This is a genomic window from Sphingomonas sp. Root720 (genome assembly GCF_001428605.1).
Taxonomy (GTDB): Bacteria; Pseudomonadota; Alphaproteobacteria; order Sphingomonadales; family Sphingomonadaceae; genus Rhizorhabdus.
In genome coordinates this window covers 1,069,514-1,081,352 of sequence record NZ_LMID01000001.1, presented here as the reverse complement: position 1 = coordinate 1,081,352, position 11,839 = coordinate 1,069,514, and the positions used below count along the sequence as shown (strand labels likewise).

The following is an 11,839-nucleotide window of genomic DNA, read 5'->3' as shown; positions in this document are numbered from 1 at the left end:
GCGGGCCCGGCGTCAGAGGTCTTTCGATGAAACGACTTGTCCCGGTGGCCGCTATGGCCGGTGCGCTTGCAACGGCGTCGGCATCGTTCGTATTGACGACCGGAGCCGCCCCACCGCCCAACATGGCGCCCGCGACCGCACAGGATGCGATCGTCGGTTCCGTGTCCGGCCCCGGGGGGGCGGAAGCCGGGGTGTGGGTGATCGCGGAAACGACCGATCTTCCCACCCGCTTCATCAAGATCGTGGTGACCGACGATCGCGGGCGGTTCGTGCTGCCCGAGATGCCGAAGGCGCGATATCGCGTCTGGGCCAGGGGCTATGGACTGGCCGACACCGACCGGGAGCCCGCGTCGCCCGGCGCGCGCGTGGCGCTGCTGGCCCGTGCGGCGGCCGACGCGGCCGACGCCGCGAAGGCCTATCCGGCCAATTACTGGTACGCGATGCTGAAGCCACCGCTGGCGCCGGCCTTCGGGGGCGACGCGGGGCGTCGGCAGAGCTTCATCGCCACGGCCAAATTCTGCCTGGTCTGCCATCAGATCGGCAATGCGGTGATGCGCGAGCCCGCCGACAACAGCTTTGAGGGTTGGAATCAGCGGATCCGGCAGGCGCGCGACAAGGGCGATCCCGCCATGGGGGACCTCGCCCAGGGCTATGCCAACGCGATGCAGGTCACGATGGCGTCGCTCGGTCCGGCGGGCCCGCGGATGTACGCCGATTGGACCGCCCGGATCGGGCAGGGGGAATTGCCGGTCGAGCAGCCGCGGCGGCCGTCCGGGATCGAACGGAACGTCGTGATCTCGATCTGGGACTGGGGCGGTCCGACCTTCAATCACGATCTGATCGCCACCAACCCGCGCCACCCCGATCTCAACGCCGGAGGGCCCGTCTTTGGCGTCGAGCCCCATGTCGGTCGGCTGACCATGGTCGATCCGGCGACCGGCAAGGCGCGATTGCTCGATATTCCCGATGGCCGACGGCATCCGATGCTCGTGACGCTCGATCATCGCGGGCGGGTGTGGTTCCCCAGCTATGGGCCCCAGTTCCTCAAGGAGCACGTCGCCGACGCGCCGTCGCTAAAGGCGGAATGCCCGGCGGAATGGATCGACCCGGCGGGAAAGAACTTTATCGTCGCGCCGCGCGTCGAATATCTTCGGATGTACGATCCCGCGCGGGACCGCTTCGCCTCGGTGCCGATGTGCCTCGACCGGCAGGCCAAAGCGGCGCCGGATATGCGCAAGGCGCTTTTCTTCACCAGCGATACGGTGCTTGCCTGGATCGATCCGGACCTGTGGGATCGCACCGGCGATGCCGCGCGGGCGACGGGCTGGTGCCCGGTCGTGCTGCCCACCGCCGGGCGCCGGCAGCGCGTGACCGAGCTGGACCCCAGGCAGTGGACCCTGCTCGGCGAACCATCCGATCCCAGGCGCGACACCCGGATCGGCGGCCATTTCGTCTTCCGCGCGCGGCCGCATCCGACGGATGGCAGCATCTGGTTCACCGCGACCCGCGACTTTCCCGGCGGGATCGTCCGGCTCGTTCCGGGCGACAGGCCACCCTATAGCTGCCGCAGCGAATATTATGAGCCGCCTCGCCAGCCCGACGGCAGCTATGCCGGCTATTCGCCGATGAACGTCGATTTCGACAGCCGCGGGCGGGTCTGGGTCGCGATGATCAGCGGCGGCATTGCCCAGTTCGACCGCTCGAAATGCCAGGTGCGCTCGGGTCCGGGCGCGACCGGGCAGCAATGCCCGGGGGCATGGAGCTTCCGCCGGCTTCCCGGTCCGCGCCTTGCCGGTAGCTCGGAGACGGCGGACTTCAACTATGGCCTCGTCGTCGATCATGCCGACGTCAGCGGGCTCGGTCGCGACAGCGTGATCGTCAGCGGCGGCAATTCGGACTCGCTCGTGGCGCTCTCAAGGCGGTCGCAGGCGCCGATCGTCATGCGCATTCCCTATCCGCGGGGCTTCTATGCCCGCGAGATCAGCGCGCGGCGCGATCGACCCGGAGCCGGCTGGAAGGGCGGCGGCCTCTGGGCGAGCTACAACAGCATCACGGTCTGGCACGGCGAGGACGCAGACAACGGCAACCCCGGCCTCGTCAAGTTCCAGATCCGCCCCAATCCACTGGCGCGATGACGACCGCCTCCGCACAACCCTGACCCAAGGATCGGTTTCAACATGGACCTTTCACGTCACGTCCCGAACAGTTTCGCCGAGGTCCGATGGCGTCATGGCCGGGGGGCCGCCTCGGCCGCCTACATCCTCCTCTCCATGACTAGCCCCGCTCATGCCGCCGGCGATGCGACGCTGGGGCAGGCTCAATTCGCCCGCTGCACGTCGTGCCATGGCATGTCCGCAACGTCCCCGCCCAAGATCGGCCCCAGGCTGGACGGTGTATACGGGCGCGCCGCCGCGTCGATTGATCCCGCATATGGATATTCCGATGCCTTGCGGCTTGCGAAGATCCGCTGGGACGACGCGTCGCTGGATCGGTTCCTGGCAGCGCCGCGCAGTTTCGTGCCCGGCAACAAGATGACCTTCACCGGCGTGGCGGACGCGGGCGTGCGTGCCAATATCGTCGCCTATCTCAAGACTCGCGAGCAGGAGCGCTGACGATGGCCACCGTGCGAGAGGTCATCGAACGCGGCCGGTCCGCGAAGCTCAGGGGAGATCTTCGGATCGCGATCATCGGCGCCGGCATCGGCGGCATCGCCATGGCCTATGCGTTGGAGCAGGCCGGCATCTCCGACTTCACCATCTACGAGAAGGCCTCGTCGGTCGGGGGGACATGGCGCGAAAATGTCTATCCGGGCGTCGCCTGCGACATCCCGTCCTATGCCTATTCGTTCACGTTCGCGCTGAATCCCGAGTGGAGCCAATCTTTTGCGCCGGGTGAGGAGATCCGGCAATATCTCGAGAATACCTGCCGGCAGCTCGATCTCAGCTGGCGGATCAAGTTCGGCAAGGAGGTCGTCTCGGCAGTCTATCGGGGCGACGGATGGCATCTGGGCATGGCGGACGGCGACAGCACCGTCGTCGATGCCGTGATCGCTTGCACCGGCTTCCTGCATGTCGCCAACGAAATCCGCCTGCCCGGGGTCGAGCGATTCGAGGGCGAAGTCCTGCATAGCGCCAAATGGCGACACGATGCGGATCTGCACGGCAAACGGGTGGCTCTTATCGGCTCGGGCTCGACGGCGGCGCAGATCGTTCCCGCGATCGTCGATCAGGTCGGTGGACTGACGATATTTCAGCGGACGGCGCAATGGGTCTTTCCCATCGCGCGGGAACGGCATTCGGATGAGCAGAAGCGGCGCCTGCGAGGCGACGTCGGACAGCTCTACGAGATATATGACCGCATCATCGCCGAGAGCCAGCGCGACCTCGGCGCGCTTTCCGCCGGCGATCCCGAGATGACCCGGCGCTATTTCGAGGAATGCCGCAACAATCTGGCACTGGTCGAAGACGCTGATCTGCGGGCGAAGCTGACGCCCGACTACACGATGATGTGCAAGCGGCTCGTGATGACCGAAGGCTTCTATGAAGCCATCCAGCAGCCTCGTTGCGATGTCGTCACAAGTCCGATCGAGCAGATCGAGCCCCACGGCATCCGCACCGCGGACGGCACGGTCCATGGCGCCGACGCAATCATCCTGGCCACGGGGTTCAAGACGAAGGAATATTTCCGCTCGATCAATCCGGTCGGGATCGACGGCATCACGCTCGACGAGGCCTGGGCGGACGGTATCTCGTCCTTCGCGACGGTTTCCTTCGCAGGTTTTCCAAATCTCTTCGCGATCGGCGGACCGTTCTCGGCGCTCGGCAATCAGTCCTACATTACGGGCGCCGAGCTGCAGACCGGCTATATCATCCGCCTGCTGAAGATGCTCGAGGACAGCGGCGCACGCGCCCTGGCGCCCCGGCCGGAGGCTGAGCAGCGGTTCAAGGCAGAGAATGCGGCGGGCGCGCAGGGGACCGTCTGGCTGTCCGGCTGCAAGAGCTGGTTCCTGGATGAGAATAATCACTTCCAGTTCTGGACCCGAAGCCCCGACGCCTATGTCGAGATGATGGACGCGGGCCCTCAAGCTTCTGATTTCCAGCTGTTTTCCTAAACCGCCTGCATCGCCGCCCGCTCAAGGCCGGCCCGGAGACTGTGATGACCGAACTATTCGACTATCGTGATGGAGACGTGTCGTGCCACGGCCGGATCGCGCTGCCCGCAGGGCAGAACAAGGCCCCGGCAATCGCGGTTTTCGCTGACCTTAGTGGGGTGAGCGAGCAGACGATCGGACGCGCCGAGCGGCTCGCGTCCGAGCTCGGCTATATCGGCCTCGCGGCGGACATGTACGGCCACGGTCGGTCGGTGCAGTCGATCGAGGAAGGCGTGCCGCTGGTGCAGTCATGGCTTGCGGAACCCGAACGGATCGTCTGCCGCGCGGGTGCCGCGCTCGATGCGCTGGCTCGCCATCCCCGCTGCGACGGTCGACTGGCTGCAATCGGCTTCTGTTTCGGCGGCGCCGTCACCCTGGAACTCGCGCGCGCCAACTATCCCGGCTACCTGGCCGGGGTCAGCTTCCACGGTAATCTTGCGACGGTTCGCCCAGGCCAGGCGAGGATCGGGGCCTCGCTGCTGGTCTGCCATGGTGCGGAGGACCCGTTCGTGGGCAAAGCCGAATTGGTGGCCTTCCTCGACGAGATGGCAATCTGCCAAGCCGACTGCCAGACGATCGCCTACACGGGGGCGGCGCACAGCTTCACCAGCCCCGCAGTCGACGCGCTGGGGATGACCGGCGCCTTCTACCATGGCCGCACGGACGACCGATCCTGGCAGGCGATGGGCCGGCACCTCCGGGAAGCCTTCGGCAACTGATCGGCTTTCGGGAGAGAGAGCATGCGGCTGGTAACCTATGAACGGGGCGGGACCGAGAGCATCGGCGCGCTGCTCGACGGCGATAGCGTCGTGGACCTTGCGGCGGCGACCGACGAAGCGCCGGCCTATTTCGGATCGATGCAGGCGCTGATCGAGGCCGGGGAGCCGGCCTTGCGGCATGCCCGCGCGATCGTCGAGGCGGCCCCCGAGACGGCCGTGCTGGGCCTGTGCGACGTAGCGCTGCTGGCGCCGTTGCCGCGACCCGTCAAGATGCGGGACTGCCAGCTTTTCCTGGAGCATCTGCAGGCGGTCGGCGAAATGATGTTGCGGCAAAAGGCCGGAGCCGATGGGCCCGGTGTCGAGGGCAGCTATCATCTGGCGCCCATCGTGAGCGAACGGATCATCTATTATAACTGCGACACGACCGCGGTGTGCGGCACCGGCCAGGAGGCCATCTGGCCCGGTGAAACCGACTGGATGGATTTCGAGCTGGAATGGGCCTGCGTGGTCGGGAAGGACGGCCGGAACATATCCCCCGCGCAGGCCCGCGAGCACATCTTCGGCTACACGATCTTCAACGATCTGTCTGCGCGCGACGTGCAGCTGGCGGTGATGGCGGGGCAGATCGGCCCCGGTGCCGGCAAGGATTTCGACAACAGCAATCCGATCGGCCCATGCATCGTTACCGCCGACGCGGTTCCCGATCCCTATGCCCTGACCATGACCGCCTCGGTGAATGGCGAGCGCTGGTCGCAGGGCAGTACCGGTTCGATGCATCACAGGTTCGAGGATGCGATCGTCATGCTCAGCCGGGACAGGCAACTCCATGCCGGGGAGATCATCGCGTCGGGCACCGTATTGTCAGGTTGCGGCTTCGAACTGCAGCGTCGCCTTTCGCCCGGTGACGTGGTGGAACTGCATGTCGAGGCGATCGGCTCGTTGGTGACGACCGTGCGCCAGGCCGAACGGCGGTCGTGAGACCATTCTGACATGCGTCAGGAGATCGATTTTCACGGTGTTCACCTCGTCCTGCTCAGCTCGATCACCGAGGTGAGCGCATGCGACCGCGATGCCGTCGTCGTTTCCGGATCGCATGGCGGGGCCAGCGTCGTCGACTATGCGTTGCGCTACCCCTTACGCGGCGTGTTCTTCAACGATGCGGGGGTGGGCAAGGACCTCGCCGGCATCGTCTCGCTGGCCGTGCTCGAACGGCATGGACTGGCGGCGGGCGCCGTCGCGCACATATCGGCGCGGATCGGCGACGCCGAGGACGGTTTCCTGTGCGGTTGGCTGTCCCATGTGAACGGGCCCGCTCACGCCTGCGGTATGCGGGAGAGGGATTTGCTGCGCGACGCCATCCCGCGCTGCTTTGGAAGGACCGGGTGACCGGAGGAGGACCAGAATGCAGATCATCGACAGTCCGACACCAGGTCTGATGCAGGATCATCCTCTGCAGATCAGTGCCTTGCTCCGTTACAGCGCAACCGCGCATCCCGAACGCGAGATCGTCTCGCGTCAGGCCGATGGGTCGATTTTCCGCTATGACAATCGCACGCTCGCCGATCGGGCTGCCCAGGTGGCGAACATGCTGCAATCGCTGGGCATCACGCCCGGCGACTTCGTGAGTTCGCTGGCATGGAACACTCATCGTCACCTCGAGCTGTTCTACGCGGTTCCCGGGATAGGCGCCGTTCTTCACACCGCCAATCCCCGGCTCAGCGACGAGCATATCGCCTATACGATCAACCATGCCGGTAGCCGCATCCTCCTGATCGACGAAAGCTTCGTCGATCTCGTCGCAAGACTGCTTCCGCGGCTGACCGCCATAGAGACGGTCATCCTGCTCGGATGCCGCACTGACGCGGCGATCGCCGCTCGATCTTATGAAACCCTGCTGCGGGTTCAGCCGAAGGCCATCGAGTGGCCGTGGCTGACGGAGCGGTCCGGAGCATTTCTCTGCTACACGTCGGGAACGACGGGCGACCCGAAGGGTGTGCTTTACAGCCATCGCTCGATCGTAATGCACGCCTATGCCGCGGGGCTTTCCGGCGCGCTGGGTTTCTCGGCCTTCGATTGCGTGATGCCGTGCCAGTCCCTGTATCACGCTACCGCATGGGGCCTGCCGTTCGCCGCGGCGATCAATGGCTGCAAGATCGTCTTGCCGGGCGACCGGATGGATGGTGCCAGCCTGCAGGAGCTGATCCAGGCCGAGGGCGTGACCTTTTCGGGAGGCGTGCCAACGATCTGGACGATGTATCTCGAGCATTTGCGGCAATCGCGGCAGGACACGGGCCGACTCAATCGGATCGTCATCGGCGGCTCGGCCGTGCCACGCGCGATGGCAGACGCGTTCCGAAGCCATGGCGTCGAGGTTCGCCAATTGTGGGGCATGACCGAAACCAGCCCTTTGGGCGTGGTGGCATCGGCTACGCCCGCAATCGAAGCTCATGGCCCCGACGAGCGCGATGAGATCATCTGGACCAGGCAGGGCCGGCTTCAGTTCGGCATCGAGTTGCGCATCGTCGACGAGGAGGGATGCGAACTCCCTCATGACGGCCAGAGCCCGGGTGCCCTGTACGTCCGGGGTCCGTGGACGGTCGAACGCTATTTCAAAAGCGGGGCGAGCGCGGTCGACCAGGATGGCTGGTTCGATACGGGCGACATCGCGACGATCGACGCGGATGGCTTCATGCGGATAACCGATCGTAGCAAGGACGTGATCAAGTCCGGTGGCGAATGGGTCAGTTCGATAGATCTCGAGAATGCGGCTATGGCTTGTCCAGGCGTGAAGATCGCCGCGGTGATCGGCGCGTTTCACCCCAAGTGGGAAGAGCGGCCCGTGCTCGTCGTGGAAACCCATGCGGGAGAAAAAGTCTCCGAGGACAGGATCATGAGCCATCTGGCCGATATCGTCGTCAAATGGTGGATGCCCGATCGGATCATTTTCGATGCGATACCGCTCACGGCAACCGGCAAGGTCGCAAAGAAGGACCTTCGCGAGCGATATGCGAATTGTCTGGCGGACTGATCAGGCGGCGCACTTCAGCTTGGTAAAGCGAACCCGTCTCGTCCCCCCGCAAGCGAAGGTGAAGACGTCTTCATCGCGCATGAAGACCAGGACCCCCGAAAACATCGCGAAAGGGCCCGTCGGGACGGCTTTCCAGATCGCCGCGTTGATCGGCTGCAGCACATAATCGGTCGCACCGAGAGGCCCGGTCATCCTCAACCGGGCCTCGCCGTCGACGAGGGCGATCCTCGCACGGGCATCGACCGCGGGAGCGACATAGTCGCCGAGCCGGTCGTCGATTTCGGCACCGGCGTCCGCATCGACCGGGTCGAGCCGATCCTCGTCGCCGAAGTCGGTGAAGCGTAACCCGTCGCCATCGAGTGCGGCCGACTGGAGAATGAAGGACATGATCTCGGGCAGGCGCAACGCGCCCGCCTCGTCGGCGGTGACCGGAAGCGGGGGGCCGTTGTCGATCGCGAGCAACTGCATGTCGCCGTGCGCGGCCAGTTCGACGACGCGGCCGTCGCGCTGGGAGACGAAGACGGCGCTGTGCTTGTCGAACGGCAGGTCGTGCCGCGGCGCGAGGCCGTCGACGCAAGCATCGATGATCCGGTTGGCGAGATCGGCGCCGCTGACATCGGCGCGATTGACGGCGATCGAGATGTCCAGGCCGGCCGCCGGCACCTTGATCATCTGCGAATTGCCCGCGACGACGCCGCCGCCATGCGACACCGTCGCGACGCCGCGATAGTCGCCCATGATCAGACCGAGGCCATAGCCTGTCGACGTGCCGTTGCCGAGGCGATGGGGATTGCGCATCAGCCGCCAGCTGTCCGCCGATCCGACGACCGGCGCGTCCATGTGGCGGAGCCAGCGCAGCATGTCGTCCATCGTCGAGACCAGGCCGCCCGCGCCGCTGACCTCCATGCCCATGGCATCGCGCGAGAAGCGGCCATCGGGCGACCGGAAGTGCAGGGTGGCGCTGTTGGGCACGAAATCCGTGTCCCAGCGACGCAGCAAGGTATCGTACATGCCCAGCGGTTCGAAGATCCGCTTTCGAAGCAGCGCGTCGAGGCTTTCGCCGGCGATGCGCTCGATTGCCGCGGTCAGCAGGACATAGCCGCCATTATTGTAGCGCCAGCTCGTGCCGGGCTCGAATTCGACATCGTCGATCGTCTCGTACCAGGCGACGAGCTGCGTGTCGGTCAGGGGCGCGCGCGGGCCGTTGATCGTCATCGACAGCGCCATGACGTCACGCAGCCCGCCGGTATGTCCCATCAGCTGCCGGATGGTGACGTTGCGGCTGACGGCGTGAAGCTCGGGCAGGTACCTGCCGATCGGATCGTCGAGACCGGCGCGCCCCTCCTCGCACAGCAGGAGGAAGGCGAGCGCCGTGAAATGCTTGGTGGTCGAGCCTATCCGCATCCGCATCGCGGGCCCGAGCAGCACCGGCAATTCCATGGTCGCGAGGCCGAAGCCCTTGCGATAGACGGGCACGCCGCCGATCGCGATGGCAACCGCCGCGCCCGGCAGGTGACATTGGTCGATCCCGGCGAAGATCGCGTCGATCTCGGCCTCGTCCAGCTTCGCGACCATGGCTTGCTTCCTCATGTTTGCGGCGACCGGAAATCCCCGCGGCGCTTCCGTGCGGTTCAGAAGCGCGTCGATACGCGCAGGCCGATGGTGCGGGGACGCAGGATCAATATCTGCGCCGGACCGCCGAGCTGCGACAAGACGGTCTGCCCGGCGAGCTGGCCGAGGCTGTCGAACAGATTCTGCACGTAGACCTGGGCATCGACCGGGCCGAAGGAGAGGCCGGCGCGCAGGTCGACCGTCTCATAGCTCGGCAGCCGGTACTGGCGCAGGCTCGGACTGGCGTCGAAGCTGACCCGGCTGTCCGAAGCGAAACGCAGCGTTGCGCCGACGGTCGGCTTCAGCGGGCTGTCGAACACGGTATAGTCGACGTTCACGCTGGCGGTGACGTGCGGCGTGTTGGGCAGACGCTCGCCCTTGCGCGCGCCGAGCAAGGGCACCGCCTCGGTGAGCTTGCCATCATTATAGGCAAAGGTCCCGGTGGCGACGAAGCCCCGGTCCGGGCGCGCCGTCAGCGTCAGCTCGGCACCCTTGATATGGGCGCCGGGGCCGTTGGCGAAGTTGGTCACGCCGGCGACCGGGCTCAGCAGCTGGATGTCCTTCCAGTCGATATAATAGCCGGACAGATCGACGCCGAAGCTGCGGTCGGCGGTCTCCGCCTTGATCCCGGCCTCATAGCTGTCGAGCGAATCCGAGCGGAAGGTCGGATTCGACGGGTTGCCGGTCGCCGGGTCGATCACCCGGAAATTGGGGCCGCCCGGGCGATAGCCGGTCGCGAAGCGCGCATAGGCGGTCACATTCCTGCTGAAGCGGTAGCGGGCGTTGGCGAGATAGGTCGTGACGCTCTCGTCCGACGAGGACCCCGGCGCCGAAACCACGAATATGCCCGAAGCATCCTGGGTGAACTTCTGCTTGTTGCGGGCGTATCGGATACCCCCGGTGACGTCGAACTTGTCGGTCAGATGATAGGTCAGATCGCCGAAGACCGCATATTCCTCGTAGCTGCTGTCGATCGCAGCGGTGACGGCGTTGATGTTCGGCAGCGGCACCAGTCCGGCGCCGAAGGTGTCGGCGACCTGGCGAAGCAGGCTCTTCTCATGGGTGTAGAAACCGCCGATCTGCCATTCGAGCTTTCCGCCGGTCGGCGAGGCGAGGCGGATTTCCTGGGTGAACTTGCGCGTCCGGGCGAGCTCGTTGATCGCGACCGCCTGCGCGGGAACGCCGGCGAGGATTTGCAGATAGAGCGCATAGACCGCCGAGCCGTCGGTGCTCGCATGGGTCTTGTTCGACTGATAGCTGGTCACCGACGTCAGCGTCGCCGCGCCGAAATCATAGTCGATCGTCGCGCTGGCGAGGCGGAAGTTCGACCGGAAGGGTTCGTCGAGCGGATGGCTCTGGTCGAGCCAGCCGGCGACCGGCGTGCCGTCCAGGTTGATCGACGCATAGGCATTGCCGTCGCGACGGATATTCTGGGCGAAGCCGGTAAGGCGGATCGACAGGTCCTCGGTCGGCGCCAGCAGCGCCTCTACGCGACCACCATAGACCTTGCCCCGATCGACATTCTTCTCGCCCGTCGCGCTATTGTCGAAATAGCCGCCGTCGCGCGAATAGAAGCCGCTCGCCCGCACCGCGATCTTGTCGAGCACCAGCGGCACATTGACCACGGCCGATCCGTCATAGCTGGTGCCGCCATGGCCGGTCGACGAGATGCCCGCCTGGGCCTTGCCCTCGAACTGCGTCAGCGACGGCTTGCGCATGACATATTTCAGCACCCCGCCCATCGAGCTTGCGCCATAGAGCGTGCCCTGCGGACCGCGCAGCACCTCGACCCGGTCGAGATCGAACAGGCCGACGTCGAGCGCGCGGCGGGCGCCGTTGGCGAAGGCCGAGCTCGACCCATAGGGCACTTCGTCGACATAGATCCCGACGGTCGAGGAGACGTCGGCACCGCTGGTGACGCCGCGCATGCTGATCTGCGAGGTGCCCGCGCCCTGCGAGACATATTGGAGGCCGGGTACGGTGTTGGCGAAATCGACGAACTGCTTGGCGCCGAGCTTGGTCAGCTCGTCGCCCGAAAGCGCGGTCACCGATTGCGGGGTATCGATCAGTCGCTCGGCCCGCCTCTGCGCGGTCACGACGATCTCGGCCGAGCCACCGGTCGCATCGACGCTCTCCTGCGCCCAAAGCGGCGTGGCGATCATGGCCAGCGACGTGCCGGCCATCAGCCATAAGCGCGACGCACCGAAAGATGAGCGGTCCATCCAATTTCCCCTTTGTATCCGGCCGGTTCCACGACCAGCTTAATTGCACTCATAGCAATATCGCTGATTTTTTGCATTTCAAGCAAAAAATACGGAATGGGTGCTTCGG

The 11,839-nt window shown here is 65.5% G+C and carries 9 protein-coding genes; 7 read left to right on the top strand and 2 right to left on the bottom strand.

Annotated elements, in window-relative coordinates:
• Positions 1–122 precede the first annotated feature (122 nt).
• The 7 genes from ASE22_RS05005 to ASE22_RS04975 are packed head-to-tail and all read left to right on the top strand — an operon-like array spanning position 123 to position 7,897.
• On the top strand, positions 123–2,135 hold the full coding sequence (locus ASE22_RS05005) for a carboxypeptidase-like regulatory domain-containing protein (protein ID WP_235537475.1): 2,013 nt from the start codon (positions 123–125) through the stop codon (positions 2,133–2,135).
• 42 nt (positions 2,136–2,177) lie between these two features.
• Positions 2,178–2,612: a c-type cytochrome gene (locus ASE22_RS05000; protein ID WP_235536491.1), complete on the top strand. Its 435-nt coding sequence runs from the start codon at positions 2,178–2,180 to the stop codon at positions 2,610–2,612.
• Between the two features lie 2 nt (positions 2,613–2,614).
• Positions 2,615–4,111 carry a flavin-containing monooxygenase gene (locus ASE22_RS04995; RefSeq protein ID WP_056355734.1) on the top strand — a complete coding sequence of 499 codons (1,497 nt, stop codon included), beginning with the start codon at positions 2,615–2,617 and terminating at the stop codon, positions 4,109–4,111.
• A gap of 44 nt (positions 4,112–4,155) precedes the next feature.
• A complete protein-coding gene (locus tag ASE22_RS04990; RefSeq protein WP_056355731.1) occupies positions 4,156–4,869 on the top strand; it encodes a dienelactone hydrolase family protein in 714 nt (237 codons plus the stop codon).
• A 21-nt stretch (positions 4,870–4,890) separates the two neighbouring features.
• Positions 4,891–5,847 (top strand): fumarylacetoacetate hydrolase family protein, encoded by a 957-nt coding sequence (locus tag ASE22_RS04985; protein WP_056355729.1) that lies wholly within the window; start codon positions 4,891–4,893, stop codon positions 5,845–5,847.
• 12 nt (positions 5,848–5,859) lie between these two features.
• On the top strand, positions 5,860–6,255 hold the full coding sequence (locus ASE22_RS04980; protein ID WP_056355726.1) for a hypothetical protein: 396 nt from the start codon (positions 5,860–5,862) through the stop codon (positions 6,253–6,255).
• Positions 6,256–6,271: 16 nt separating this feature from the next.
• Positions 6,272–7,897, top strand: coding sequence for a long-chain fatty acid--CoA ligase (locus ASE22_RS04975; protein ID WP_200933230.1), 1,626 nt, complete (start codon positions 6,272–6,274; stop codon positions 7,895–7,897).
• Here ASE22_RS04975 and ASE22_RS04970 read toward each other — a convergent pair whose 3' ends face one another.
• A complete protein-coding gene (locus tag ASE22_RS04970) occupies positions 7,898–9,487 on the bottom strand; it encodes a serine hydrolase domain-containing protein (RefSeq protein WP_082545669.1) in 1,590 nt (529 codons plus the stop codon).
• Positions 9,488–9,528: 41 nt separating this feature from the next.
• Entirely contained in the window at positions 9,529–11,730 is a 2,202-nt protein-coding gene (locus ASE22_RS04965; protein WP_056601675.1) for a TonB-dependent receptor, read from the bottom strand.
• Between the last annotated feature and the right edge of the window lie 109 nt (positions 11,731–11,839).

Coding starts and splice junctions, on each gene's coding strand:
- ASE22_RS05005 (WP_235537475.1), top strand. CDS start 123: ATGGCGCCCGCGACCGCACAGGATGCGATCGTCGGTTCCGTGTCCGGC.
- ASE22_RS05000 (WP_235536491.1), top strand. CDS start 2,178: ATGGACCTTTCACGTCACGTCCCGAACAGTTTCGCCGAGGTCCGATGG.
- ASE22_RS04995 (WP_056355734.1), top strand. CDS start 2,615: ATGGCCACCGTGCGAGAGGTCATCGAACGCGGCCGGTCCGCGAAGCTC.
- ASE22_RS04990 (WP_056355731.1), top strand. CDS start 4,156: ATGACCGAACTATTCGACTATCGTGATGGAGACGTGTCGTGCCACGGC.
- ASE22_RS04985 (WP_056355729.1), top strand. CDS start 4,891: ATGCGGCTGGTAACCTATGAACGGGGCGGGACCGAGAGCATCGGCGCG.
- ASE22_RS04980 (WP_056355726.1), top strand. CDS start 5,860: ATGCGTCAGGAGATCGATTTTCACGGTGTTCACCTCGTCCTGCTCAGC.
- ASE22_RS04975 (WP_200933230.1), top strand. CDS start 6,272: ATGCAGATCATCGACAGTCCGACACCAGGTCTGATGCAGGATCATCCT.
- ASE22_RS04970 (WP_082545669.1), bottom strand. CDS start 9,487: ATGAGGAAGCAAGCCATGGTCGCGAAGCTGGACGAGGCCGAGATCGAC.
- ASE22_RS04965 (WP_056601675.1), bottom strand. CDS start 11,730: ATGGACCGCTCATCTTTCGGTGCGTCGCGCTTATGGCTGATGGCCGGC.